21 protein-coding genes are annotated in these 24,940 nt (G+C 66.3%); 15 read left to right on the top strand and 6 right to left on the bottom strand.

Translation table 11 applies throughout. The features are described 5' to 3' along the window. Nucleotides 1-167: 167 nt before the first annotated feature. The 4 genes from LG3211_RS12630 to LG3211_RS12615 all read left to right on the top strand — a co-directional run bounded on the left by LG3211_RS12630 (nucleotide 168) and on the right by LG3211_RS12615 (nucleotide 3,960). Nucleotides 168-731, top strand: coding sequence for an XVIPCD domain-containing protein (locus tag LG3211_RS12630; RefSeq protein ID WP_057943158.1), 564 nt, complete (start codon nucleotides 168-170; stop codon nucleotides 729-731). Between the two features lie 116 nt (nucleotides 732-847). After that, complete coding sequence (locus tag LG3211_RS12625; RefSeq protein WP_057943157.1) at nucleotides 848-1,129, top strand: hypothetical protein; 282 nt, start codon at nucleotides 848-850, stop codon at nucleotides 1,127-1,129. 39 nt (nucleotides 1,130-1,168) lie between these two features. Next, on the top strand, nucleotides 1,169-2,842 hold the full coding sequence (locus LG3211_RS12620) for a type IV secretory system conjugative DNA transfer family protein (protein WP_057943156.1): 1,674 nt from the start codon (nucleotides 1,169-1,171) through the stop codon (nucleotides 2,840-2,842). Nucleotides 2,843-3,162: 320 nt separating this feature from the next. Next, nucleotides 3,163-3,960, top strand: a complete 798-nt coding sequence (locus tag LG3211_RS12615; protein ID WP_057943155.1) for an amidohydrolase — start codon at nucleotides 3,163-3,165, stop codon at nucleotides 3,958-3,960. 25 nt (nucleotides 3,961-3,985) lie between these two features. On the opposite strand, the gene LG3211_RS12610 is transcribed toward LG3211_RS12615, so the two are convergent. After that, nucleotides 3,986-5,140 (bottom strand): NAD(P)/FAD-dependent oxidoreductase, encoded by a 1,155-nt coding sequence (locus LG3211_RS12610; protein ID WP_057943154.1) that lies wholly within the window; start codon nucleotides 5,138-5,140, stop codon nucleotides 3,986-3,988. Nucleotides 5,141-5,356: 216 nt separating this feature from the next. Beyond that, nucleotides 5,357-5,950: a TetR/AcrR family transcriptional regulator gene (locus LG3211_RS12605; protein ID WP_057945455.1), complete on the bottom strand. Its 594-nt coding sequence runs from the start codon at nucleotides 5,948-5,950 to the stop codon at nucleotides 5,357-5,359. A gap of 111 nt (nucleotides 5,951-6,061) precedes the next feature. On the opposite strand from LG3211_RS12605, the gene LG3211_RS12600 reads away from it, so the two are divergent. Then, nucleotides 6,062-6,529, top strand: a complete 468-nt coding sequence (locus LG3211_RS12600; RefSeq protein ID WP_057943153.1) for a nuclear transport factor 2 family protein — start codon at nucleotides 6,062-6,064, stop codon at nucleotides 6,527-6,529. Nucleotides 6,530-6,666: 137 nt separating this feature from the next. Here the strand turns inward: LG3211_RS12600 and LG3211_RS12595 are convergent, their stop codons facing one another. The 4 genes from LG3211_RS12595 to LG3211_RS12580 all read right to left on the bottom strand — a co-directional run bounded on the left by LG3211_RS12595 (nucleotide 6,667) and on the right by LG3211_RS12580 (nucleotide 12,069). Next, nucleotides 6,667-7,884 carry a serine hydrolase domain-containing protein gene (locus LG3211_RS12595; RefSeq protein ID WP_057943152.1) on the bottom strand — a complete coding sequence of 406 codons (1,218 nt, stop codon included), beginning with the start codon at nucleotides 7,882-7,884 and terminating at the stop codon, nucleotides 6,667-6,669. A gap of 436 nt (nucleotides 7,885-8,320) precedes the next feature. Next, the gene (locus LG3211_RS12590; RefSeq protein ID WP_057943151.1) at nucleotides 8,321-9,973 is read right to left on the bottom strand and encodes a pseudouridine synthase; all 1,653 of its coding nucleotides are present in this window, start codon (nucleotides 9,971-9,973) and stop codon (nucleotides 8,321-8,323) included. Continuing rightward, nucleotides 9,970-10,977: an SMC-Scp complex subunit ScpB gene (scpB, locus tag LG3211_RS12585; RefSeq protein WP_057943150.1), complete on the bottom strand. Its 1,008-nt coding sequence runs from the start codon at nucleotides 10,975-10,977 to the stop codon at nucleotides 9,970-9,972. Before scpB ends, LG3211_RS12590 begins: the two co-directional genes overlap by 4 nt. A gap of 171 nt (nucleotides 10,978-11,148) precedes the next feature. Further along, a complete protein-coding gene (locus LG3211_RS12580) occupies nucleotides 11,149-12,069 on the bottom strand; it encodes a segregation and condensation protein A (RefSeq protein ID WP_057943149.1) in 921 nt (306 codons plus the stop codon). 678 nt (nucleotides 12,070-12,747) lie between these two features. Here LG3211_RS12580 and LG3211_RS12575 point away from each other — a divergent pair. The 10 genes from LG3211_RS12575 to LG3211_RS12530 all read left to right on the top strand — a co-directional run bounded on the left by LG3211_RS12575 (nucleotide 12,748) and on the right by LG3211_RS12530 (nucleotide 24,741). Further along, nucleotides 12,748-13,344, top strand: coding sequence for a hypothetical protein (locus LG3211_RS12575; RefSeq protein ID WP_057943148.1), 597 nt, complete (start codon nucleotides 12,748-12,750; stop codon nucleotides 13,342-13,344). A gap of 24 nt (nucleotides 13,345-13,368) precedes the next feature. Next, on the top strand, nucleotides 13,369-14,700 hold the full coding sequence (locus tag LG3211_RS12570) for a peptidoglycan-binding domain-containing protein (RefSeq protein WP_057943147.1): 1,332 nt from the start codon (nucleotides 13,369-13,371) through the stop codon (nucleotides 14,698-14,700). 150 nt (nucleotides 14,701-14,850) lie between these two features. Continuing rightward, nucleotides 14,851-15,150, top strand: coding sequence for a YciI family protein (locus LG3211_RS12565; protein ID WP_057943146.1), 300 nt, complete (start codon nucleotides 14,851-14,853; stop codon nucleotides 15,148-15,150). After that, the gene (locus LG3211_RS12560; protein WP_237049753.1) at nucleotides 15,147-15,443 is read left to right on the top strand and encodes a BolA family protein; all 297 of its coding nucleotides are present in this window, start codon (nucleotides 15,147-15,149) and stop codon (nucleotides 15,441-15,443) included. The genes LG3211_RS12565 and LG3211_RS12560 overlap by 4 nt, the downstream gene beginning before the upstream one ends. Before the next feature lie 190 nt (nucleotides 15,444-15,633). Continuing rightward, entirely contained in the window at nucleotides 15,634-16,689 is a 1,056-nt protein-coding gene (locus tag LG3211_RS12555; protein ID WP_235114553.1) for a LacI family DNA-binding transcriptional regulator, read from the top strand. 101 nt (nucleotides 16,690-16,790) lie between these two features. Next, a complete protein-coding gene (locus tag LG3211_RS12550) occupies nucleotides 16,791-19,817 on the top strand; it encodes a TonB-dependent receptor (RefSeq protein WP_148648886.1) in 3,027 nt (1,008 codons plus the stop codon). A gap of 122 nt (nucleotides 19,818-19,939) precedes the next feature. Next, the gene (locus LG3211_RS12545) at nucleotides 19,940-21,601 is read left to right on the top strand and encodes a glucoamylase family protein (RefSeq protein ID WP_057945453.1); all 1,662 of its coding nucleotides are present in this window, start codon (nucleotides 19,940-19,942) and stop codon (nucleotides 21,599-21,601) included. A 4-nt stretch (nucleotides 21,602-21,605) separates the two neighbouring features. Continuing rightward, entirely contained in the window at nucleotides 21,606-23,033 is a 1,428-nt protein-coding gene (locus LG3211_RS12540) for a sugar ABC transporter substrate-binding protein (RefSeq protein ID WP_083512504.1), read from the top strand. Next, nucleotides 23,030-23,908, top strand: a complete 879-nt coding sequence (locus LG3211_RS12535) for a carbohydrate ABC transporter permease (protein WP_057943143.1) — start codon at nucleotides 23,030-23,032, stop codon at nucleotides 23,906-23,908. Before LG3211_RS12540 ends, LG3211_RS12535 begins: the two co-directional genes overlap by 4 nt. Next, nucleotides 23,905-24,741: a carbohydrate ABC transporter permease gene (locus tag LG3211_RS12530; RefSeq protein ID WP_235114560.1), complete on the top strand. Its 837-nt coding sequence runs from the start codon at nucleotides 23,905-23,907 to the stop codon at nucleotides 24,739-24,741. Before LG3211_RS12535 ends, LG3211_RS12530 begins: the two co-directional genes overlap by 4 nt. Nucleotides 24,742-24,940: the final 199 nt, after the last annotated feature.

The raw sequence follows: 24,940 nt of genomic DNA, 5'->3' as shown, positions 1-24,940 counted from the left end.
ACCGGGCCCGGGGTAGGCTCGACGAGGAACGCGCCTGGCTGCGGCCGGGACCGCATCGGCTCGGGCGACACGCGACAGCCGCATGCCGCATGCGTGGCGGCGACATCGCTCCGGCAGGCATCCGGGGCACAACATCACCGGACCGGAATGTCCGGACGGAGGCAGCGATGAGCTCCAATCCACCGGATCGACAGCTTCGCGTCGGCACCGACGACGCCAGCCATACCCTGGACGACATGCGCCGGGCGCAGCAGCGCAATTTGCTCAGCAGCCCGAACCATCCGCAGCACGACCAGTTCTCGCAAGTTCGCGTTTGCCTGGACAAACAGGAAATGGCGCGTTCCTACAGCCCCGGCGAGCGCGACAACCTGGCCGCGGCGCTGGCTCTGGAAGCCGCACGCGGGCGTCACGGCGTGGACCACGTGGTCTTCAGCCACGACGGCGCGCGTGCGTTCGCGGTCGAAGGCGAACTGGATTCGCCGAGCCGTCAGGTCAGCTACGTCGATGCCGGCCAGGCCGCGCAGCAATCGATCCAGCGCAGCAGCGAGCAGTTCGCCCAGCTCGCGCGCGAGCAGGAACTGCAGGACCGCCAGCGCGAACTCGAACGCCAGCGCGACGCCGAGCGCAGGCGCGAGCGCGAACAGCAGGACCCGGACGGGCAGACCGCCGCGCGCAGCAGCGAGCGTGAGCAGCCCTCGCTGCTGCGCAACCTGTTCAAGGACAAAGACTGATCGCCCCGGTCTGCCGCCAGGTGCGGCGGACTGGACTGAATCCACATCCGGTCAGCCCCCGCTGATCGAGCCCGCCGGACCCCGCGTCCGGCCCGTGCAGGCATCGGAGGCCCGCAATGAACGAATATCGCCATCACATCCAGACCCGGGGCCACTATCAGATCGTGGCGCTGACCCGGGACTCGGAGTACGAACAAGACGACGTCTACGCCTACGCGATCATGTCCTCGGCCGGCGTCAAGCTGCACCAGGAAGTCACCCTCAGCGAGGCCCAGATCTGGCTCGACGACCGCATCCTCAAAGATTTGCTCGACAGCAGCGACGTTTCGCCGGATATGATGTCCCCATCGCGCCGGGCGGAGCGTTCAGGGCTCCGCAGTGGCCGGAAGCGAAGCTGACCGACAGCGGGGTCGGGGAAACAAAGCAGGAAACAAAACGTGAAAGGGAAGCCGATTGTTGCCCTGGTGGCATTGTTGTTGTTCATTGCCGCGGGCGCGTATCTGTCCGGATACGTAACGTTGTTGTTGCTGAAAGTCGAAGCCGCCGTCAAATGGAATACGTACCTTGAGTACGTCAAGGCACTGCATCTGCCGCAGGTCCGGCCGTATGTGGGCAAGATCAAGGCCGGCGGCTTCATAGGCTTCGGCATGCCGCTGGCCGCGTACTGCGGCCTGCTGTACCTGATGTTCATGCCGAAAAAGCAGTCGATGCACGGCGACGCGCGCTTCGCGACCGCCGGCGACTTGAGCAAGAAGGACATGTTCAAGTCCACCCCGACCAGCATCGTGGTCGGCAAGTACAACGGCCGGCTGGTCCAGCTCAGCGGCCAGCAGTTCGTGATCCTGGCCGCGCCGACCCGTTCGGGCAAGGGCGTGGGCATCGTGATTCCGAACCTGCTCAACTACCAGGCTTCGATGGTGGTACTGGACATCAAGCAGGAAAACTTCGACCTGACCAGCGGCTGGCGTTCGCAGCAGGGCCAGGAAATCTTCCTGTTCAATCCCTTCGCCGAAGACCGCCGCACCCATCGCTGGAATCCGCTGACCTACGTCTCGGCCGATCCGGCCTTCCGCGTCTCCGACCTGATGAGCATCGCCGCGATGCTGTATCCGGACGGCTCGGACGATCAGAAATTCTGGGTCAGCCAGGCGCGCAACTGCTTCATGGCGTTCACCCTGTACCTGTTCGAAGCCTACGAAGACGCAAAGAAAGTCGGCTTCCCGTTCGGCACGCAGCCGACCCTGGGCGCGGTCTACCGCTTGTCCTCGGGCGACGGCAAGAGCGAGCTCAAGCCCTTCCTCAAGGGCTTGTCGGAGCGGCCGTTCCTGAGCAGCAACGCCCGCGCCGCGTTCGGCAACATGCTGTCGCAGGCGGACGAAACCTTCGCCTCGATCCTGGGCACGTTCAAGGAGCCGCTCAACGCCTGGATCAACCCGGTGCTGGACGCGGCCACGGCGACGGACGATTTCCTGTTGACCGACCTGCGCAAGAAGAAGATGACGATCTACGTCGGCATCCAGCCGAACAAGCTGGCCGAAAGCCGCTTGATCGTGAACCTGTTCTTCAGCCAGATCATCAACCTCAACACCCGCGAACTGCCGCAGAACAACAAGGAACTCAAGCATCAGTGCCTGTTGCTGATGGACGAATTCACCTCGATCGGCAAGGTGGACATCATCGCCTCGGCGGTGTCGTACATGGCCGGCTACAACATCCGCCTGCTGCCGATCATCCAGAGCATGTCGCAGCTGGACGCGACCTACGGCAAGGACATCTCGCGCACCATCATCACCAACCACGCGCTGCAGATCATCTACGCGCCGCGCGAGCAGCAGGACGCGAACGACTACTCCGACATGCTCGGCTACACCACCGTGCGCAAGCAGAACATCACCCGCGGCAAGGAAATCTCGCGCAGCGAGTCGGAAGAGCGCCGCGCGCTGATGCTGCCGCAGGAGCTCAAGGCGATGGGCTTCGACACCGAGGTGTTCCTGTACGAAGGCATCCCGCATCCGGTGAAGTGCGACAAGATCAAGTATTACCAGGACAAGCTGTTCACCCAGCGTCTGCTTCCGAAGGTGACGGTGCCGATGCTGGATGTGAAGGTCTGACCGGTCGGATTGACTGATCCCAGGCGCCACCGCGATCGCCGATCGCGGTGGCGTTTTTGTTTGTGGCAAGCCGGCAAGTCCCGGCCGGGAGCCCATCTCCCGCAAGCGGGAGAGGGAGTAGGAAGCAGAGTCCCGCAAGCCAGTAGGGAGTGGGGAGCAGGGGTAGGAGCAAGCGACGATGCGGTTTCGTCACAGCCACCGCGCCATGCCCGCGAGTTCTGAAGATAGGACGAACTCGCCCAATTTTGAACCGGCGACGCGATCCGTCGCGGCGCCCGCGCGTCATAATGGCGGCAGCACGCACGTCAGGCCGAACCGTCATGAAAGACCTCCGCGTATCCCTCGTCCAAGGCGCCACCCGCTGGCACGATCCCGCCGGCAATCGCGAGTACTACGGCGATCTGATCTCCTCGCTGCACGGCATCACCGATCTGGTGCTGCTGCCGGAGACCTTCACCAGCGGTTTCAGCAACGAAGCCATCGGCAGCGCCGAGACCATGGACGGCCCTACAGTCGCCTGGATCCGCGAGCAGGCCGCCAAGCTCGGCGCGGTGGTGACCGGCAGCGTGCAGCTGCGCACCGACGAGGGCGTGTTCAACCGCCTGCTGTTCGCCACCCCCGACGGCGAGCTCCAGACCTACGACAAGCGCCACCTGTTCCGCTACGCCAAGGAGCACGAGCGCTACGCCGCCGGCCGCGACCGCCTGACGGTGGAGTGGAAGGGGTGGCGGATCTGCCCGATGGTCTGCTACGACCTGCGTTTCCCGGTGTTTTCGCGCAACCGCTTCGATGTCGAGCGGCCCGGCGCGGCCGACTTCGATCTGCTGCTGTACGTGGCCAACTGGCCGTCGGCGCGCGCCTATCCGTGGAAGACGCTGCTGCGCGCGCGCGCGATCGAAAACCTGTGCTACGTCGCCGGCCTGAACCGCGTCGGCGACGATGGCAACGGCCTGCACTATGCCGGCGACAGCGCGGTCATCGATTTCCTCGGTCATCCGATCAGCGAATGCACCGACGAGGAAGTCGTCGTCACCACGACCCTGCAAGCGGCCGAGCTGGCCGCGCATCGCGAGCGTTTCCCGGCGATGCTGGACGCGGACCGGTTCGAGTTGCTGTGATCCGCGCTTACGCGCGCAGCGACACTCAGTAATCTTCCCCGGCGCGCGAACGCACCGCGCCGGCTTCGATGTCGGCCTCGCTGACGCCGCGCTTGTGGAAATACACCTGTTCGGCGGCCCAGCGCAGCGGCGCGGAGTGCAGCAGCAGGTCGAACGGCCAATCGAACTGGAAGCGGTCGAAGGCCCAGCGCAGCGCGCGCTTGCGGCGGAATTTCGGCGCCGCGTCCTGGGCGATGGATTCCGGCGCCGGGCCGATGCCGCGCGCGTGCAGGGCGATCGCCTGGCCCAGGGTTTCGCCGTGCGCCCAGGCCGAGTGGATGCCGCCGGCGGTCACCGGCGAGACGATGCCGGCGGCGTCTCCGGTCAGCATCACGCCGTCGCGCGCGAGCGGGAACACCGGCCCGCCGCAGGGAATCAGGCCGGCTCGGGTCGCGGTGGGTTGCAGTTGCGCGCCCAGGCCGACCACGTCGCGGACGCGGGCGAGGAAGCCGTCGATATCCGGCACGCGCGCGCGCTCGGGATCGTGCCGCAGCGCCAGCCCGGCCTGCACGCCGGTCGGATTCTGCGCGACCCAGCCGATGTAGCCCGGCGCGTAGCGCTTGCTGACGAAGCAGTGCAGGGCGCCCGACTCGGGCAGGGTGGCCTGCGGGAATTCGTATTCGATGCCGTACAGGAACTCGTGCGTGCGGCCGAGCCCGGTGCGCTCGGCGACGCGCGATTTCGCCCCGTCCGCGCCGACCAGGAAACGCGTGCGGCCCACGCCCTCGATGCGCCAGCCCTCGCCGTCGCGCTCGGCCTGGGTGAACGACGCGCCCAGGCGCAGGTCGACCTCATGCCGCACCAGTTCCTGCGCCAGCCAGCGCATCAGCCGCGGCGTGTCGGTAGTCAGGAAGTAATAACCCGGCGCGCTCAGCGCCATGCTGCGCAGCTTGGGCGAGTACAGCCGCACCCGTTCGACCCGGTGCAGACAGCCGGCCGGCGCGCGGCTGAGCCAGGTCTGCTCGGCCGCTTCCTTGACCACGATACCGGTGGTGCGCAGCTTGTCGCCCGGATCGCGCTTGCGTTCGAGCACGACCACGCGCAAGCCCGCGCGCGCCGCCGCCAGCGCGCAGGCGGCGCCGGCGAAACTGGCGCCGACGACGACCAGATCGCAATCGTAGTGAGCGGTGTCCTGGTTCATGGGCGGACCTGTGCGTTGGGGTTGGGCACAGTGTCGGCGCGTTGCGCGAAGGGCGTATGGCGGCTGTGTGAAGTGCCGGCGCAGGCCTGAAGTCTCTGTAGGAGGGGCTTCAGGCCCGATGCTTTTCGTTCCAACGCCGCGATCTGACCGAAGCCTCGGGCTTGAAGGCCCTCCCACAGAGACTTCGGTGCTGTCCAGAACGGTTGAGCGAGGGATTCAGGCCCGAGGCTTTGCGGCGGCCTGTCGAGAGGCCACGGGTGCACAAATGGCCTCGACCGCGGTCTCCAGGCCATCGAGCGCAGCCTGCGGTGTCGCTTCGCAAGCCGCGCGCACGATCGCTCCGTCCACCGCGATCGCCAACGCGCCCGCGCGCGCCTCGCGCCGGTTGCCGGGCGGCAGCAATTCGGCGATGCGCGCCTGCATCTGCCGCTTATGCTCGCGCGAACGTGTCACCGCTTCGGGCAGGACCGGGCCGATCTCGGCCACCGCGTTGATGAACGCGCAGCCGCGGAACTGCGGATGCGCGAACCATTCGCCCATTGCCGCGACCAGCGCCGCGGGGTTCGAGCCGAAGCGGCTCAATGCGCCGTCGAACCAGCTCATCCAGCGCTCGTGGCGGTAATCGAGGAAGGCCAGGATCAGATCGTTCTTGCTCGGGTAGTGCCGGTACAGCGTCACCTTGGTCACGCCGGATTCGGCGATCACCTGGTCGATGCCGGTCGCGCGGATGCCCTGCAGGTAGAACAGGTCGTGCGCGGTGTGCAGGATGCGTTCGCGCGCGCTCGGGACCGGGTCGGTTTTGCGGTTCATGGCGTGATGGTAGATCGGTTCGCCCGGCTTCGCCATCGATGTAGACAGATCGGTCTACCGGCGTTAATCTACCCAGGTAGACAGATCGGTCTACTAACCTTGGAGCCGCTCATGGAAACTCGTCCACCGTTGCCGCCGTTCACCCGGGACAGCGCCGTGCAGAAAGTTCGTCTGGCCGAAGACGCGTGGAATTCGCGCGATCCGGCCCGCGTCGGCCTGGCCTATTCGCTGGACACGCGCTGGCGCAATCGCGCCGAGTTCGTCCAGGGCCGCGAGCAGGCGGTGGCGTTCTTGCAGCGCAAGTGGAGCCGCGAGATCGAGTACCGCCTGATCAAGGAATTGTGGGCCTTCGAAAGTCACCGCATCGCCGTGCGTTTCGCCTACGAATGGCGCGACGATTCCGGCCAGTGGTATCGCAGCTACGGCAACGAGAACTGGGAGTTCGGCGACGACGGTTTGATGTCGCTGCGGCTGGCGAGCATCAACGACAAGCCCATCGCCGAAAGCGAGCGCAAGTTCCATTGGCCGCAGGGACGGCGTCCGGACGAACATCCGGGGCTGAGCGAACTGGGGTTGTGACGGCGCGGATCCACGGCTGCATCGCAAGCGTGGTTCCGCGATCGCCGCTCGCATCCCTCCTGCATGAAACCACCGCGCCGTAAACGAATAAGGGCGCCGAAGCGCCCTTGTGCCGTGCACCGATACATCGCCGCGGATCACTTCGCTGCGGCCAGTCCCGCATACACCGCATCGCGCAGATCGAAGGTGAACTCTCCCTCCATTCCTTCGATCGCGGTATTGGTCAGCGCGACCACGCTGAGCCCGCGCTGTGCATCGACGAACCACGAGTGTCCGTACACGCCGCCCCAGGCAATGGTGCCGCGCGACTGCGGCGTGCCGCTCGCGGCCGGATCGCTCAGCACCGCCCAGCCGTAGCCATAACCCCAGCCCGGGTCGAGGCCTTCGAGCGGGGCGGGCACGTGCTCGCGCATCATCGTCGCCACCGACTCGGCCTGCAGAATCTCGCCGCCGCCCCGGCGCACCGTTTCCAGCAGGCTCAGCACGTCGCCGGCGGTGCCGGCCAGACCGGCGCCGCCGGAGGGATAAGACGCCGCGTTCTCCAGGCGGTTGGGCGCATAGCGCAGCGCACCGTCGAAAAACGGCAGCACGGTTTCATCGTGCATGCGCGCCGGGCGCCGCGAGCCGTCGGCGGCGAGGCCGTCGGTGTAGGGCGTCGCGGTGCGCTTGTGGTCGACGATGCGAAACGCGGTGTCCTTCATCGCCAGCGGCGCGGCGATCAATTCTTCGATCAAGGCCGGCAGCGGCGTATCGGTGGCGCGCGCCATCGCTTCGCCGAGCACGTCCAGGCCGATCGAATACTTGAAGCCCTGGCCGGGCGGAAAACGCAATTGCGCCTGGCTCAGGCGCTGCAGGTTGTCATCGATGCCCAGGCCGGGCTGATCGAAGCCGTCGGAGACGTTCAACTGGTCGTAATCGCTGCCGGTCGGCTCGCCGAAGCGATAGCTCAAGCCGGAGGTGTGGCTCAGCAACTGGCGCAGGGTGATCTGCGGTTCGCTGCCGTCGGCCAGACGCGGGCGGAACTGCGGCAGGTAACGAGTCACCGGCGCGTCCAGGTCGATGCGGCCTTGTTCGGCCAGCTTCATCGCCGCGGCGGCGACGATGGGCTTGGTCACCGAGGCCAGCAGGAAGATCGCGTCTTCGCGCATCAGCCGGTCGGATTCGCGATCGGCCAGACCGGCGGCGCGGCGATAGACCAGTTGGCCGTCGCGGGCGATCAGCACCACCGCGCCGACCAGGCGGCGTTCGGCGATGGCTCGGTCGATCGCGTCATCGACGCGGTCGCGCAAGGCGGACGGCGCGGGATGCTCCGCGATGGCGGTCGCGGCGACGGACTCGAGAACGGGCAGGTTCATGGGGATTGCCTGTGCCTTCGGTTAGATGCGTGCAAGCTGGACGCTAATGATGCAGTGCACAAGTGACCGGGGTGAAACACTGCGATGCCGTCATCGGATTGTGTTGCTGGCCGGTTCGAAGCAGGCGCAGCGCGAGCGGTGGCGAACCTGTCCGGGTCGGGTTGGTGGCTGTGCCGATGCGGTTTCGTATGAGCGAAGTCAGATCGCGCCCTCCGGACCATGCCGAGGTCCCCCTGCCGTCGTCCCCGCGAAGGTGGGGATCCAAAGGCTTCAGAGTCATGCCTCGGTGAAGCCCTGGATCCCCGCCTTCGCGGGGATGACGGTAATGGGGCCCCGCGCGGAGGGCGATCTCGCAAAAAACAAAAGGGCGCCGAAGCGCCCTTTGTTCGATACCGATCCGGCCGCTGAGCGCGGACCGGATCGTGTCGTCGCCGACTCAGCCGCGCGGGCCGCGACCGCCGCCGGGACGCCCGCCGCCGCGCGGGCCGCCGGGACGCGGGCCGTTCGGGCGGGCGGTGTTGCCGCCCGGACGCGGGGCGCCGCCGGGGCGTCCGCCAGGCTTGCCGCCGGCCGGACGCGGCGCGTTGCCGCGCGCGGGGCGTTCGCTGCCGTAGGGATTGAACCCCGGGTTGGCGTGATCGGACGGGAAGCTCGGGGCGTTGCCCGGGTGGCCGTAGGGACGCGCGCTGCGCTGGCCCTGGCCCTGGCCTTGCCCCTGACCGCCGCCGCCGCCGCCGCGGCGTTCGCCGTAGGGGCCGTTGCCGGTGGTGTTGCCGTTGCGATCGCCGCCGAAACCGCCGCCTTGCGGACGGCCGCGACCGGCGCCGGCGCCCGGACCGCGATTACCGCCGGCGCCGCCGCCGGGCTTGCCGGCATAGGGCTTCTTGGCGCGGCCGTCGGGATTGCGATGGCCGCTGGGGCCGGTCTCGACGCCTTCGGGCACGTACCAGGTGCGGAACGCGGCCGGATTGCCGTCGGGCAGGGGTTTGACGCCCTTTTCCTTGCGCTGCTTGAACGGCTTCTGCGACTGGCGGGCGGCGGCTTCGCCGCTGACGGTCAGGCCGCCGGGCTTGCGCGGACCGCCGCGGCCGCGGCCGCCGCGATCTTCGCGGACATGGTCGAAGCGACGCAGTTCGCGGCCTTCATCGGCGGTGTTGTGGCCGCTGACGTAGCCGGCCGAGCGCTCGCCGCCGGACAGGTGCACGGTGGACTTGGCCGCCTTGCGCTGACCGATCACCGGCTGCAGCGTCAGCGCCGACGGGGTGCCGTCTTCCAGGCCCAGTTCGGTGCGCAGGGCATCGACCTTGTCGTTGACCAGTTCCTGCGACTGGCCGCGCAGCAGTTCGCGCGGCAGCGAGACGGTGCCGTAGCGGATGCGCTTGAGCCGGCTGACCTGGCAGCCCTGCGATTCCCACAGGCGGCGCACTTCGCGATTGCGGCCTTCCTTCACCACGACGCGGAACCAGTCGTGCGAATCGGTGCCGCCGATGCGTTCGATCTCGTCGAACTTGGCCGGGCCGTCTTCCAGCGAGACGCCGCGGGCGAGGCGATCGACGAGGTTGTCCGGCACCGTCTCCTGGCCTTCGGGAGCGCGCACGCGGCAGACGTACTCGCGCTCGACCTCGAAGGAGGGATGCATCAGCGCATTGGCCAATTCACCGTCGGTGGTCAGCAGCAGCAGGCCGGTGGTGTTGATGTCGAGGCGGCCGATCGCGATCCAGCGCGCGCCCTTGAGCGCGGGCAGGGAATCGAAAATGGTTGGGCGGCCTTCGGGGTCTTCGCGGGTGGTGACCTCGCCTTCGGGCTTGTTGTACATCAGCACGCGAGACGGTTCGGTCAGCGCGCTGGCGACGAAGCTGCGGCCGTCCAGCTCGATCTTGTCGCCGCCCTTGATGCTCATGCCGATCTGCGCGGTCTCGCCGTTGACCTTGACCAGGCCGTCGGCGATGCGCTGCTCCAGCGCCCGGCGCGAGCCCAGGCCCGCTTGCGCGAGCACTTTGTGCAGGCGTTCTTCCAAGCGCGGCGCTTCGGGGGCCGTGCTGTCGCCGCTGCGCTTCAATGAGAGCTTGCGGGGTTTTTCGTCAGTCATTTCTGTTGCTCCGGCTGGTCGTCTTCGGACTCAGCCTCAAGTTCCGGAACGGTCGTCGTCTCGACGGCGTGTTGGTCTTGCTCGTGATCGTTCGCGTCCGCCGCGCGCTCGCCCGGCGCGGCTTCGGGGTCGTCCGAAAGGACGGTTTGTTCGGTGTGTTCGGTGTCGTCTTCGCTGTCGGCGCTTGCGCCGGCGGCTTCGGATTCGGTGGGGGCTGCTTCGCCGGCATCGGCTTCGGCAGGGGCCGGAGCGTCTTCGGCGGCGGCGATTTCTTCATCGCCGTAATCGTCGTCGTTGACTTCGCCGCGCTTGCCGGCCGGTTCGTCGGCGTGGCGGGCGGCGGTTTGCGCATCGGCCTCGCTGGCTTCGGAATCGCCCGGCGGCTGCTCGTCGCCGCCGTCGGCGTCTTCGTTACCCTGGCCGATGCCGCCAGCGGCGATCGCTTCGCCGCCGAACGACAGCTGCGGTTCGAGCTCGCCGATGTCCTTGAGTTCCGACAGCGGCGGCAGTTCGTCCAGGCGCTTGAGGCCGAAGTAGTCGAGGAAGGCCTTGGTGGTGCCGAACAGTGCCGGCTTGCCGGGCACGTCGCGGTGGCCGACGACGCGGATCCACTCGCGCTCTTCCAGCGCCTTGATGATGTTGCTGCTGACCGCGACGCCGCGGACCTGTTCGATCTCGCCGCGGGTGATCGGCTGGCGGTAGGCGATCAGGGCCAGGGTCTCGAGCGTGGCCCGGGTGTAGCGGGTCTGGCGCTCGGTCCACAGGCGCGCGACCCAGGGGTGGACGTCGGCCTGGACCTGGAAGCGGAAGCCCGAGGCCAGTTCGACCAGTTCCACGCCGCGCTCGGCGCAGCCTTCGGCCAGCGTCTGCAGCGCGGTTTCGACGCTGTCGGCCGGGGCCGGCTGGTCTTCCGGGAACAGCGCGTGCAGCTGCGCCAGCGTCAGCGGCTGGTTGGCCGCGAGCAGGGCGGCTTCGACGATGCGGGTGACTAGGTGTTGGTCCATGTAACCGGGATTCGGGAATGGGGATTCGGGATTCGTAAGGGTGTGTAGCGGTTCAGCCGTGGCGGGAAGCGGTGCGGCGCGATCGCCCCCGCGGATTTCGGAGACTGACTGACAGCGATGGCGCGCCGGGCGCTTGCGAGGTCCGGGTCGCGGACGGTCCGGCGCAGGCGCTCACAGGGCGCGATCGTCGTTGGCGGCGTCGTCGAACTCGCTGCTGAGCTCGATTTCGTCCGGGTCCTTCATCAGCGCCAGCGACTTGACGTAGATCGGCGCCAGCGGCCCGTCCTGCAGGATCTCGATCAACTGCTCCTTGGCCAGGGTCAGCAGCCCCAGGAAGGTCACCACCACGCCGAGCCGGCCTTCCTCGACCGTGAACAGCGTTTCGAAGCGGTGGAACACGCCGTCGTTCATGCGCGTGAGCAACTCGCCCATGCGCTGGCGCACGCTCAGCGCGTCGCGCTTGATCGCATGCTGGGTGTACAGCTCGGCGCGCTTGAACACGTCGTGCAGGGCCAGCAGCATTTCCTTCAATTCCACCGGCGGCGGCAGCTTCACCGAGGCCCGGTCGGGCACGTAGGCCTGCACCGGCACGGTGTCGCGGTCCTGGCGGGGCAGGCTGTCGATGTCCTCGGCGGCCTTCTTGAAGCGCTCGTACTCCTGCAGGCGGCGGACCAGTTCGGCGCGGGGGTCTTCCTCGATGCCTTCCTCGTTCGGCGCGCGCGGCAGCAGCATCCGCGATTTGATCTCGGCCAGGATCGCGGCCATGACCAGGTATTCGGCGGCCAGCTCGAAACGCATTTCGTGCATGGCCTGGATGTAATCGACGTATTGCCGGGTGATCTCGGCGACCGGGATGTCCAGGATGTCCAGGTTCTGTCGGCGGATCAGGTACAGCAGCAGGTCCAGCGGGCCTTCGAAGGCTTCGAGAATGACTTCCAGCGCGTCCGGCGGGATGTACAGATCCTGCGGGATCTGCAGCACCGGCTGGCCGTGGACCACCGCCAGCGGCATTTCCTGCTGCTGAGGCGTCGTCGGGCCGGGTAAGTGCCCCGTAGCGGGTTCGGTCGCGGCGGGCGCGGGTTCGTTGGTCATTCGGAACCGGCCCCTCCGGGCCGTGGGCACTGCAGTTGCGACGATGCGTACGGCACAAGGCCGCACCGGGAATGCCGGACCGGTTGCGTACCAACCGGAATCGGAGCGTCCCTACGGGTGCTACGAACCACTCATTAAAGGCGTGTGCTTGGCCCGAACGATCCCGGCCTGCGCGACACGCGGGGCGTGGCGGCTAAGGCGTCGAGGGTTGCGGGCGCGGGCCGGTGGACTGCAGCGATGCAAGCGTACTGGCGCACCGATGGTGTGCGGGAGAGTACGGGTGCGGACGTGGCGACGGCGTGGGGTTCCGGTCGCGACGGGTTTGCTGCATCCGGCCTGACGGCAATTGAGGTTTAGGGTAAGGGCTGGGGGCGGCAGTGTCCAGCGCCGGTATGAATGCCGGGTGGGGCGCGGTTCCCGGTTCAGACAAGCCAGGCCGCCCGCGCGGCGGTCCGCCCGGGTCGCCGGCGGTGGCCGGACCGGGCGGATTAGTGCAATTGATCGGCGCGGGCGGGACACATTGCCCGGGGTTCGATCGCCCGCGGCGATCGGATCCGGTGGCCCGGCAGGTTGCGAGTGCCGTGCGGAGCGGGACTCGCGGGCGATATCGTCAGGCCGCCCGCGCCGCTAAACTGCCGCGAGGGACTTTCATCCGCCTATATGGAATCGGGGATACAGATGAATCAAGCAAGGATCGCGGCCAGTTTGCTGGTCGTTGTGTTGTCGGCCTGCAAGGCGTCCGCGCCGGCCGAGAGCGCCGCTACTCCGGCAGCAGCGCCGGCTCAGGCCGCCGCCATCTCTCAGAGCGCTGCGCCGGCGGAGGCGAGCAAACCGCAGCCCGCGGTTGTGGCCGGCAAGATCGAGTTGACCGAAGGCGCGTGCAACAAGACCGAAGACGACTTCTGGTCGTTCTTCCAGGATTACGTGAACCGCGAGGATGTGCGCGCCCGCTACACCGCGCCGACCATCGAGATCCGCAGCTACGCAGACCCCAAGAAAGTGCTCGGCAGCGAGGTCGTGCAGGGCAACGGAGCATTCAAAATCGGATTGGTCGACAATATGTGGTCCTACATCGAGCCTTCGCGTGCGGACGATGACACACCCTACGACCGGGTCGAGCTGGACCTGCGCAACCAGGGCGATTTCATGCGCATGAATTTCTCGAAGGCCGAATATGCGCCGAACGACGATCTGATCAAGAAATTCGGCGCCCCGGGCGCCTATGTATTCCAGCACAAGGACAATTGCTGGCAATTGGTCCAAGAGCTGCGCTGAGATTCATCCACAAGGAGAAGTGCGATGCCTAAGTACACGATTGTCGAATCCGTCGACAAGAAAAACACGATCGAACACATCCACGATCTGGGCGACATCGAGCGCCACCATCCCAGCCGCGGCAACGAATCCGGCCGCGTCTATGGAACGGTGAACGGCGAACGCGAAGAGTTGTTGGGCAACTACGCCGGCAAGGCGACGGTGTCCCGCGACGGCGATCACTATGTGTCGAAGGACTTCATCCTGCAGTCGGGCAACATGAAGAGCGTGCCCGTTCCGTCGGTGGCCAACGGCTATATCGGCAAGATCGATCCGGCCAACGGCATCGTGCAGTTGTACGACAAGCCGGCCACCGATCCCAGCCGCGAGATGATCGCCCAGTACCGTCATCTGGATCTGCGCGGGACCAAGCTGGAAGTCGGCGACAAGGTCGAATACGGCCAGCCTCTGGCGCCGCAGGGCGGCTTCAACAAGGGCAATCCGAAAGCCTTCGGTCCGCACGTGCATATCGATATCAATGCCAGCTATCTGCCGCAGATGGACCGTTACATCCGCGACATGGACAACGGCACGATCAGCACGGACAAGCGTCCCCCGCATTCGGAAAACCTCACCGCCGCGGCCAAGGTGACCGATGTCTCCGGCAAGGGCAGCGTCACCCATACCGCTCCCGGCGGCGGTGCGCATCACGACAAGCCGCATGCCGCGCCCATGGCCGACGGCACCCTGCGCAAGGACGAGCACGGTCCGGAAGTGAAGGCGCTGCAGGAAAAGCTCAGCCAACTCGGCTACAAGGACGCCGACGGCAAGCCTCTGGTCGCCGACGGCAAGTTCGGCCAGCGCACCAAGGACGCGGTCGAAGCCTTCCAGCGCGATCACCATCTGAAGGAGGACGGCATCGCCGGCAAGGACACGCTGAAGGCGCTGAAGACCGCGCAGCCCAAGCATGCCGATGCCGAGCCGACCCGTTCGGCCGAACCGGCGACGCGCGGGCCGCTGCTGTCGGACGCCGCGCATCCCGACAACGCCATGTACAAGCAGGCGGTCGGCGGGCTGGAGAAGCTGGGCGGCTTCAAGAACCACCAGGAGCTCGAACGCGCCGCGGCCACGCTGACCTATGACGCCCGCGTCAGCGGCCTGACCAAGATCGATCACGTCGTGCCCAACGCCAGCGGCACCGGCCTGTTCGCGGTGCAGGGCGGGCTCAACGATCCCAGCCACCAGCGCGCCTTCGTCGATCGCGCCCAGGCGACGCAGCAGAGCGTCGAGCAATCGACCCAGAAGCTGCAGCAGGATGCGCCGAAAATGGCCGAGCCCGCTCAGGCCCAGCAGCAGGCGCGCACGATGGTGGCGTAAGGCCTCCATCGCGCCGACCCCGCGCACGGCCCGCATCATCGATGCGGGCCGTCGTGTTTTCGCCAATCGCCGCAAGCGGCATCGCCGTGCGCCGCGCGGTCGCCGCTACAATGCGCGTTCCCTGCGCAGCTACGAAATCGAGGCTTGGCCATGTGGTATCTGATCGAAGGTTATGACGTCGCCGACGCGTTGCCCAAGCGTGGCCAGGCGCGTCCCGCGCACTTGGCGCGCCTGCATGAACTGCGCGATCAGGGCCGCCTGCTGCTGGCCGGCCCGTGCCCGGCGATCGACGCGGAAGACCCGGGTCCGGCCGGTTTCAGCGGCAGCCTGATCGTGGCCGAGTTCGAATCCCTGGAAGCCGCGCGCCTGTGGGCCGACGCCGATCCGTATGTCGCCGCCGGCGTGTATTCGCGCGTGGACGTGCGGCCGTTCCGCAAGGTCCTGCCGTGAGCGCAGGGCCGTTGCCGCGCGAGCAGCGCGTGGAAGCGATCCGCATCGCGATCGAAGCGGCGCTGGCGCCGTCCGCGCTGGAGATCGAGGACGAAAGCCATCGCCACGCCGGTCACGCCGGCGCCCAGGACGGGCGAGGGCACTTCCGCGTAGCGGTGGTCAGCGACGCGTTCGCAGGTTTGAGCCCGATCGCGCGCCATCGCGCCGTGTACGCGGCGGTCGGCGATCTGATGAACACCGACATCCACGCCTTGGCGATCAGCGCCAAGACGCCGGACGAAGCCGCGCGCTGAAGCTGCCGCATCGATGCGCGCGATCGGCGTTGCGACGAGCGGCCTCGTTGCGCACTGCAGCATGATTCGCCGGGCGAATTCGGCGACGCTGACGGCCTAGCCGGTTTTCATAACAAGCGCTTTACACTCGTTCCTGAAAACGTTTACAGTCGTCCCACTTTCCAACCGCGAGGGGCGGCCAGGACAAGTGGTGAGCGTGACGATCAAAGATGTCGCCCGCGCGGCCCAAGTGTCGGTGGCGACCGTATCGCGGACCTTGAACGGCCACGGCAACGTGGCCGAGGACGTGCGTCGGCGCGTGCTGGCTGTCGCCAACGACCTGCGCTACACCCCGCATGCCGCCGCGCGCAGTCTGAGCAGCCGGCGCACCCAGACCCTGGGTGTGGTGCTGCCGGATCTGCACGGCGAATTCTTCTCCGAATTGGTGCGCGGCGTCGATCAGGTCGCGCGCGAACACCGGCTGCATCTGCTGGTGTCGAGTTATCACGGCCGTCCCGACGAGCAGGTCGCCGCCCTGCGCGCCATGCGCGGCCGCGTCGATGGCCTGCTGGTGATGTCGCCGTACGCCGCGGCGCATGCCTCCATCGTCGAGGAACTGGCGCCGGCGCTGCCGATCGTGCTGATCAACGCGCAAAGCGACGCGCCCGACGTGCTGTCGCTGAGCGTGGACAATTACGGCGGCGCACAGGCGATGGTCGAGTACCTGATCGCCAGCGGCCATCGCCGCATCGCCTTCATCGCCGGCCCGGAAGACAATTTCGACGCCCACGAACGCCTGCGCGGTTATCGCGAAGCGCTCGCGCGGCTGCTGCCGGATGCGAGCGAATGGGTACTGCCGGGCGCGTTCGACGAAGCCTCCGGCCATGCCGCGGGGCAGACCTTGCTCAGCGCCGCGCAACGGCCCGACGCGGTGTTCGCGGCTAACGACATGATGGCCCTGGGCTGCCTGTTTTCATTGGTGCAGGCCGGCTTGAACGTACCGGGCGACATCGCCGTGACCGGGTTCGACGACATCCCGCTCGCACGCTACGTCCACCCGACGCTCACGACCATGCGGGTCAATATCGCCCAGTTGGGAGCGCGCGCGGCGCGCTTGCTGATCACGCGCCTGAGCGTGGATTCCAATGCGCTCGACGCGCAGCAACACGAAGTGCGGGAAGACGAGGTAGAGCAGCGGCGCAGCGAACCGCTGCGGCCGGAATTGATCGTGCGCGAGTCGGGAGTACGCCGGGGGGGCGGTGCCTGATCGCGTCGAAAAAAATTTGGTCGTGCGTGTAAGCGATTACAGAACGAAGCCGCAACATCAATGCAACTTGCAGTACGTGCTCCTTGGAGGGAGGAACGCTGATGAACCCGAATAACAATCGACCCAATCGCCACCCCATATCCGCTTTGCGCACCGGCGCCGGCCGCAACCTGCTGGCCTGCGCGCTGGCCAGCTGCCTGATGGTCGCCGCGCCGGCCGCGTTGGCGCAGAGCACGGCCGCGACCATCCGCGGCGTGATCAGCGGCAACGCCGGTCCCGCCGCCAATGCCAGCGTCACCGCGACCAATATCACCAGCGGCCTGAGCCGCAAGGCGCAGACCGGCGCCGACGGCAACTACACCCTGGCCGGCCTGCCGCCGGGCACCTACCGCATCGACGTCAACGCCGACGGTCAGACCAATACCCGCAACGTGACCGTGGCCGTCGGCCAGGCCGCGACGCTCAATCTGTCCACCGGCGGCGTGGCCGAGACCGCGCAGGCGGGCGAGGCGACCGACCTGGATAAGGTGACGGTGACGTCCACCGCTCTGGTCGAAACCAAGACCTCGGAAATCGCCACCTACGTCAGCAACAAGCAGATCGCCGCGTTGCCGCAGGGCTCGCGCAACTTCCTCGCCTTCGCCGACATCGTGCCGGGCGTGCAGTTCACCACCGGCACCGAAGGCTCGACCAAGCTGCGCAGCGGCGCCCAGCTCAGCAACGGCATCAATGTGTATGTCGATGGCGTGGGCCAGAAAGACTACGTGCTCAAGGGCGGCATCACCGGGCAGGATTCCAGCCGCGGCAACCCGTTCCCGCAGCTGGGCATCGCCGAATACAAGGTGATCACCTCCAACTACAAGGCCGAGTACGACCAGCTCAGCAGCGCGGCGATCACCGCGGTGACCAAGTCCGGCGGCAACGACTACCACGGCAGCTTCTTCTGGGACCGCACCTCCGACCAATGGGCGTCGAAGACGGTGCGCGAGGAAAAGGGCGAGGTGCCCAAGGCCGAGCAGAAGGAAGAGCAGTACGGCGCGTCCTTCAGCGGCCCGCTGATCCAGGACAAGATGCATTTCTTCGTGACCTACGAGGCGAAGGAATACAACTCGCCGCGCGCGATCACGCCCGGCCGCAACTACCGCATCGAGGATCTGCCGGGGCAGTTCCAGGACATGGCGCGTCAGTCCATCAGCGCGCCGTTCAAGGAAGACCTGTATTTCGGCAAGATCGACTGGACCCCGGGCGACGCCCACCTGATCGAGTTCACCGCCAAGTACCGCAAGGAAGACGAGCTGACCAACATCGGCGGCGCGCGGCTCGCCGATTACGGCACGCTCAAGGCCGGCGAAGAAACCCGTCTGGACCTGCGCTACCAGTACAGCGCGGCCAACTGGCTCAACGACGCCCACTTGACCTACGAGGACACGACCTTCGGTCCGCGCCCGGCGACCCTGGCCAACGGATTCCAGCTGCGCGTGCCCAAGCAGGGCCAGGAGGCGCGGGACAACCCCGACATGGAAGAAGTGCTGTTCTTCGGCGGCGGCGGCGACTTCCAGGACAAGGGTCAGAAGGGTTACGCGCTGCAGAACGACTTCACCTGGAACGGCTGGGAAGGCCACACAGTCAAGGCCGGCGTTAAGTACAAGGTGATCGACATCACCGCGATGGAGAAGCAGCCGTACTCGCCGCAGTTCCGCTACGACATCCGCAACTTCGCCACGCCCTACGAGGTGAACTTCTCCGGCACCGCCGGCGATTTCCCGCCCAGCGTGAAGTCGCGCAACAAGCAGTTCGGTATCTATCTGCAGGACGACTGGGAGGTCAACGAACACCTGACCTTGAACCTGGGCCTGCGCTGGGATTACGAGACCACGCCGAGCTACGAGGATTTCCGCACGCCGGCCAATCTGGTCGCGGCCTTGAACGGCTTCTCCAACATTCATCAGCCCGGCGTCGACTACAACATCAACGACTACATCAGCACCGGCAACAACCGCAAGGCGTTCAAGGACGGTTGGCAGCCGCGCCTGGGCTTTTCGTACGATCTCAACGGCGACGAGCGCCATGTGATCTTCGGCGGCGCAGGCCGCTCGTATAACCGCAACCAGTTCGACTACCTGTCGTTCGAGCGTTACCGCCTGGCGTTCCAGCAGATCACCTACCAGTTCAACTCGCCGAACCATAGCTGCACGGTCACGCCGACCGGCAACTGCTTCAACTTCGATCCGAGCTTCTACGATCCGGAGACCCTGGCCGCGCTGGCGCGCCAGCGTCCGAACGCGGGCAGCGAAGTGTTCTTGCTCAACAACGATCTGAAGACGCCGTATTCGGATCAGTTCAGCCTTGGCATGCGCAACGGCTTTGCAATGTTCGGCCAGGAATGGAATTCCTCCGCGACCTTGGTGCATGTGCGCAGCCACGACGGCATCTTGTTCGCGCTGGGCAATCGTCGCCCGGACGGCAGCTTCTATCCGCCGGGCGTGAGCTTCGGCAGCGCGCCGTTCGGCGAGAATCTGCCCGGTTTCGGCAAGTTCTTCCTCGGCGACAACGCTGTGGAGACCAAGACCAATCAAGTGCTGTTGTCGCTGGACAAGCCGTTCTCGGAAGAGTCGGGCTGGGGCGTGAGCTTCGCCTACACCTATACCGACGCTAAAGAGAATCGCAATAACTCCGACATCTTCACCTTCGACTATCCGAACCTGGATAACGTGGGCTACACCCGTGCTCTGGGCGTGTCGAAGCATCGCTTCGTCGCCACCGGCATCATGGATTTCTACGGCATGACCTTGTCGGGCAAGCTGACCTTGGCCAGCCCGGAAGCCGAGGAATCGTTGAATTGCGTCAAGTACGGCGACAAGGCCTGTTTCTTCGATCCGTACACGCCGGGCGACACTATCGGTTTCAAGCAGTTCGATCTGGCCTTGCAGAAAGAATGGGACACCGGTGCGGGCTTCAAGATGTGGGCGCGCGGCGATGTGCTCAATGTCTTCAACTGGCGCAACTACATCGACTTCGACACCTACCGCGGCACCCAGGCCGATCCGAACGAGAAGCTCGGCGAGCGCCGCGACAACATCGCTCTGCCGACGCGCATGTTCAAGCTGTCGATGGGCTTCAACTGGTAAACCGCCGGCGCCGGCCGTCGCTGGACGGCCGGCGCCGCATCGCTCGGGCGTAATCGCGCCGGCGAATGTTGTTTGGTTGTATCGATACCCTCCCTACGAAGACACAGGGGTCTTTGGTTTTCATGCGACGCGTTAAAACGACAACACGTGCGGTTTCCTTCGCTGTCCTGGGCACGTTGTTGCTCGTCCTGTCCGCCTGCAAGAAGCCGGAAACGCAATCGCAGACGCAACCCATCGTGAGTCCGGAGCCCGTCGTGGTCGAGCCGCTCAAGCAGGAGCGGCTGGAACTGCCACCGCTGTTCCGCGACATCGAAAAACGCACGTTCCAGTTTTTCTGGGACACGACCAATGAGCAGAACGGGCTGACGCCGGATCGATATCCATCGCGGCCGTTCGCGAGTATCGCTTCGACCGGGTTCGCGTTGACCGCGTATCCGGTCGGCATCGAACGCGGCTGGGTCAGCCGCAACCAGGCGGTGGACCGCACCCTGACCACGCTGAAATTCCTGCGCGATCTGCCGGCCGGGCCGCAGGCGACGGGCAAGGGCAGTTACAAGGGCTTTTACTACCACTTCCTCGACATGCAGAAAGGCCAGCGTTACGACAGCTGGGTCGAGCTGTCGAGCGTGGACACGGGCCTGCTGATGATGGGCGTGCTGTTCGCGCAGTCGTACTACGACCGCGACGAGCCGCGCGAGAAGGAAATCCGCGAGTTGGCCGACACGCTGTACAAGCGCGTGGACTGGACCTGGCTGCAGCAGAACAAGCCGCTGGTGTCGATGGGCTGGTTCCCCGAGAGCGGCTTCATCAAGCACGACTGGATGGGCTACAACGAAGCCATGCTGCTGTACGTGCTGGCGCTGGGTTCGCCGACCCATCCGGTCGGGCCGGAGGCCTGGACGGTGTGGACGCGCACCTACAACGACGTGTGGGGCGTGTACCAGGGCGAGGAGTTCCTGGCTTTCGGTCCCTTGTTCGGTCATCAGTACAGCCATGTCTGGATCGATTTCCGCGGCATCCAGGACGACTACATGCGCGAGCGCGGCATCGATTACTTCGAGAACAGCCGTCGCGCCGCCTACGCCCAGCGCGCCTATGCCATCGCCAATCCGATGAAGTGGGAGGACTACGGCCCGGAAGTGTGGGGCCTGACCGCCAGCGACGGGCCGCAGCAGACCTTGCAGGAATATCACGGCGAGCAGCGCCAGTTCCGCCATTACTCCGCGCGCGGCGCCGGTCTGCGCGAGAACTTCGACGACGGCACCATCGCGCCGACCGCGGCGATCGCGTCCCTGCCGTTCGCGCCGGAGATCGTGATTCCCACCACGGTGACCATGCACGAGCGCTACGGCGAATACATCTATTCCAGCTACGGTTTCCTGGACTCGTTCAATCCCAGCTTCAAGTACGACATCCCGCTGAAGACCGGGCGCGTGGTGCCCGATCACGGCTGGGTGTCTAGCGATTACATCGGCATCGACCAGGGCCCGATCCTGGCGATGATCAGCAACTATCGCAACGAGTTCGTCTGGAACGTGATGAAGCGCAATCCCTACGTCCGCACGGGCCTGGAACGCGCCGGATTCAAGGGCGGCTGGCTGGCGCCGGCGGACGACAAGGGCAAGGACGGCGGCAAGGACAAGAAAGCCGCCGAAGAGGCCAAGCCCGAGGTGAAGCCGGCCGGCACCATGGACCCGGCCACGGCGCGCGCGCTGGGCGAGGCGGAATCGCGCGCGGGCCGCACCAACGCGCCGGCGAAGCAGACCGCGCCGAAGCCGGATTGACGGCATGAGGCGAGCCGGCAGTGACACGCGCAGGGCGGGCGAGGGCGTCGAACCGGCGCCGCGCGCATGGGCGTTGGCGGCGATCGCGCTGTGCGCGGCGCTGCTGCTTGGTGCGTGTTCGCAGCGCGACGACGGCCGCGAGCGCGTGCGCTTCTGGGCGATGGGCTACGAAGGCGAGCAGGTGCTCAAGCTGATCCCGGAGTTCGAGCGGCGCAATCCCGGCATCCGCGTGGAAGTGCAGCAACTGCCCATCACCGCCGCGCACGAGAAATTGCTGACCGCCTTCGCCGGCGATGCCTTGCCCGATGTCGGCGCGATCGGCAATACGTGGATTTCCGAATTCGCCCTGCTCGACGCGTTGACGCCGCTGGACGCGCGCCTGACCGATCCCGCCGCGCCGCAGCGCCAGGATTATTTCTTCGGCGCCTGGGACACCGGCGTGATCGACGGCACCACCTTCGCGGTGCCGTGGTACGTGGAAACGCGTTTGCCGTACTACCGTCGCGACCTGCTCGAACAGGCCGGCATCCAGCGCCCGCCGACGACCTGGGACGAATGGAAGGTCGCGATGGCGGCGATCAAGCGCGAGGTCGGGCCCAAGCGTTATGCGGCGCTGTTTCCGCTCAACGAGGCCGAGCCCTTGCTCAACCTGGGCATCCAGGCGCCGGAGCCGTTGCTGCGCGAGGACGGCCGCTACGGCAATTTCCGCAGCCCCGGGTTCAAGCGTGCGCTGAGTTTTTACCGCGAAGTCTTCGACAAGCAATGGGCGCCGCTGGCCAGCAACACTCAGATCGCCAACGTCTGGAACGAGTTCGGACGCGGCTACTTCAGTTTCTACGTCAACGGCCCGTGGAATATCGCCGAGTTCCGCAATCGCCTGCCGGCCGATCTGCAGTCCTCGTGGATGACCATGCCGCTGCCGGGCGAACACGGCCCGGGCGCCTCGGTCGCCGGCGGCGCCAGCTTCGTGCTGTTCCGCGGCGCCAAGCGCGAGGACGCGGCGTGGAAGTTGATCGCGTATCTGTCCGAGCCGGACGTGCAGGCGAAGTTCCACGAGATCACCGGCGATCTGCCGCCGCGGCGCAGCGCCTGGAATGCGCCCAAGCTCGCCGGCGACGTGTATGCGCGCGCGTTCCGCGATCAGCTCGAACGCGCGCGGCCGGCGCCGAAGGTGCCGGAGTGGGAGCGCATCGCGACCGAGGTCAAGCTGGTCGGCGAACAACTCGCCAACGGGCGGGTCAGCGTGGATGAGGCGGCGGCCGAGCTGGATCGCCGAGCCGATCGGATCTTGGAAAAGCGGCGGTGGATGCTGGATCATCAGACGCTTAAGCCTGCGGCTGCAACGAAACAAGCGGCCGGCGCGGACCGCAGTTTGCGGGCTTCGGATACGGCGGTTGGGACTGCGCCGGCTTCGGTTGGAGAACGCGGATGAAACCTGCCACCGCAGGCTGGGTGTTCGCCGGGCCCGCCGTCACTGTCATCGGCCTGTTCTTCGGCTTGCCGGTGCTGGCCGCGCTGGCGCTGAGCCTGACTGACTTCGATATCTATTCGCTGGCGCACATCGACAACCTGCGCTTCGTCGCCTTCGACAACTACATCAACCTGCTGCGCAATCCCTTGTTCTGGAGCGCGCTGGGCAACACCTTGTACTTCGTCGCCGCCGGCGTGCCCTTGTCGATCGCGGTGTCGCTGGGCGCGGCCTTGCTGCTGCATTCCAAGCTGGGTTTCTTCAAGCCGTTCTTCCGCACCGCGTTCTTCGCGCCGGTGGTGACCACGGTGGTCGCGGTCGCGGTGATCTGGCGCTATCTGTTCCATACCCGCTACGGGTTGGTGAACTGGGGCCTGTCGTGGGTCGGCATCGATCCGGTCGATTGGCTCGGCGATCCGCACTGGGCGATGCCGAGCATCATCTTGTTCGCGGTGTGGAAGAACTTCGGCTACAACATGATCATCTTCCTCGCCGGCCTGCAGGCGATTCCGGAAGATCTGTACGAGGCCGCGCGCATCGACGGCGCCAGCCAGGCCCGCCAGTTCCGCTACATCACCTTGCCGATTCTGGGGCCGGTGTTGCTGATGGTCAGCATCCTGACCCTGGCCGGGTATTTCCAGTTGTTCGCCGAGCCTTACGTCATCACCCAGGGCGGGCCGCTGCAAAGCACGGTCAGCGTGCTGTACCTGATGTACGAGGAAGGCTTCAAGTGGTGGAACCTCGGCAACGCCTCGGCGGTGGCGTTCTTGTTGTTCGTGCTGATGACGGCGGCGACCAGCGGCCTGATGTGGATCGCGCGCCGCAAGGGGATCGAATGAACGACTCGGGCATGCCGGCCTGGTTGGCCAAGGCGATCGTCAACGGTTTGCTGATCGGGCTGGCGGCGCTGAGCCTGGCGCCGCTGCTGTGGATGTTTGCGGTGTCGCTGATGCAGCCCGGCGAGGCCAGCGCGTTTCCGCCGCCGCTGTGGTCCTCCAGCCCGACCCTGCACAACTACCATGAGCTGTTCTCGCGCATGGGCATGGGCCGTTACCTGTTCAACAGTTTTCTGATCTCGATCCTGGTCACGGTGATCGCGGTGCTGCTCAACACCTTGGCCGGCTACGCCTTCGCCAAGCTGGATTTCCCGGGGCGCGAGCGGGTGTTCCGCCTGCTGCTGGCGGCGCTGGTGATTCCGGCGCAGGTGTCGATGATGCCGCTGTTCCTGATGCTCAAGCAGATGGGTTTGATCAACAGCTATGCCGGCGCCGTGGTGCCGGGCATGGCGGGGATCTTCGGCATTTTCCTGGTGCGGCAGTACGCGCGCTCGATCCCGGACGAATTGCTGGAAGCGCCGCGCATCGACGGCGCCGGCGAGCTGCGGATCTTTTTCCAGATCGTGCTGCCGGCGCTGCGGCCGATCCTGGTGACCCTGGCGATCTTCAGTTTCCTCGGCGCCTGGAACGATTTCATGTGGCCGCTGATCGTGCTCAGCGACGAAAACCTGCAGACCTTGCCGGTCGCGCTGGCGTCGCTGTCGCGCGAGCACGTGCAGGACAACGAGATGATGATGGCCGGCTCGGTGGTCACCGTGGTGCCGGTGTTGCTGTTGTTCCTGGTGCTGCAGCGGCATTACCTGCAGGGCCTGCTGGTCGGCAGCGTCAAGGGCTAGAACACTCAGCCGCGATGCGCGGCGCGGACAAGGTGGAAGGAATGTCGGAACGCTACCTCTCGGTCGTGGCGCGCGTGCTCGTCGCTTGGCGAGGCTTGCCGAACTCGGCTGTTGTGGGAGGGCCTTCAGGCCCGATGCTTTTGTCTCAGATCGCTGAGAACCCTGAGCTTGTGTCCACAACCGGCTTGGCAGTTCGGCG

This window comes from Lysobacter gummosus (assembly GCF_001442805.1).
Taxonomy (GTDB): Bacteria; Pseudomonadota; Gammaproteobacteria; order Xanthomonadales; family Xanthomonadaceae; genus Lysobacter; species Lysobacter gummosus.
This window is presented reverse-complemented; position numbering and strand designations above follow the sequence as displayed.

Excerpts from the sequence above, each read along its gene's own strand:
- LG3211_RS12630 (WP_057943158.1), top strand. The coding sequence starts at position 168 with ATGAGCTCCAATCCACCGGATCGACAGCTTCGCGTCGGCACCGACGAC.
- LG3211_RS12625 (WP_057943157.1), top strand. The coding sequence starts at position 848 with ATGAACGAATATCGCCATCACATCCAGACCCGGGGCCACTATCAGATC.
- LG3211_RS12615 (WP_057943155.1), top strand. The coding sequence starts at position 3,163 with ATGAAAGACCTCCGCGTATCCCTCGTCCAAGGCGCCACCCGCTGGCAC.
- LG3211_RS12610 (WP_057943154.1), bottom strand. The coding sequence starts at position 5,140 with ATGAACCAGGACACCGCTCACTACGATTGCGATCTGGTCGTCGTCGGC.
- LG3211_RS12605 (WP_057945455.1), bottom strand. The coding sequence starts at position 5,950 with ATGAACCGCAAAACCGACCCGGTCCCGAGCGCGCGCGAACGCATCCTG.
- LG3211_RS12600 (WP_057943153.1), top strand. The coding sequence starts at position 6,062 with ATGGAAACTCGTCCACCGTTGCCGCCGTTCACCCGGGACAGCGCCGTG.
- LG3211_RS12595 (WP_057943152.1), bottom strand. The coding sequence starts at position 7,884 with ATGAACCTGCCCGTTCTCGAGTCCGTCGCCGCGACCGCCATCGCGGAG.
- LG3211_RS12590 (WP_057943151.1), bottom strand. The coding sequence starts at position 9,973 with ATGACTGACGAAAAACCCCGCAAGCTCTCATTGAAGCGCAGCGGCGAC.
- scpB (WP_057943150.1), bottom strand. The coding sequence starts at position 10,977 with ATGGACCAACACCTAGTCACCCGCATCGTCGAAGCCGCCCTGCTCGCG.
- LG3211_RS12580 (WP_057943149.1), bottom strand. The coding sequence starts at position 12,069 with ATGACCAACGAACCCGCGCCCGCCGCGACCGAACCCGCTACGGGGCAC.
- LG3211_RS12575 (WP_057943148.1), top strand. The coding sequence starts at position 12,748 with ATGAATCAAGCAAGGATCGCGGCCAGTTTGCTGGTCGTTGTGTTGTCG.
- LG3211_RS12570 (WP_057943147.1), top strand. The coding sequence starts at position 13,369 with ATGCCTAAGTACACGATTGTCGAATCCGTCGACAAGAAAAACACGATC.
- LG3211_RS12565 (WP_057943146.1), top strand. The coding sequence starts at position 14,851 with ATGTGGTATCTGATCGAAGGTTATGACGTCGCCGACGCGTTGCCCAAG.
- LG3211_RS12550 (WP_148648886.1), top strand. The coding sequence starts at position 16,791 with ATGAACCCGAATAACAATCGACCCAATCGCCACCCCATATCCGCTTTG.
- LG3211_RS12545 (WP_057945453.1), top strand. The coding sequence starts at position 19,940 with ATGCGACGCGTTAAAACGACAACACGTGCGGTTTCCTTCGCTGTCCTG.
- LG3211_RS12540 (WP_083512504.1), top strand. The coding sequence starts at position 21,606 with ATGAGGCGAGCCGGCAGTGACACGCGCAGGGCGGGCGAGGGCGTCGAA.
- LG3211_RS12535 (WP_057943143.1), top strand. The coding sequence starts at position 23,030 with ATGAAACCTGCCACCGCAGGCTGGGTGTTCGCCGGGCCCGCCGTCACT.
- LG3211_RS12530 (WP_235114560.1), top strand. The coding sequence starts at position 23,905 with ATGAACGACTCGGGCATGCCGGCCTGGTTGGCCAAGGCGATCGTCAAC.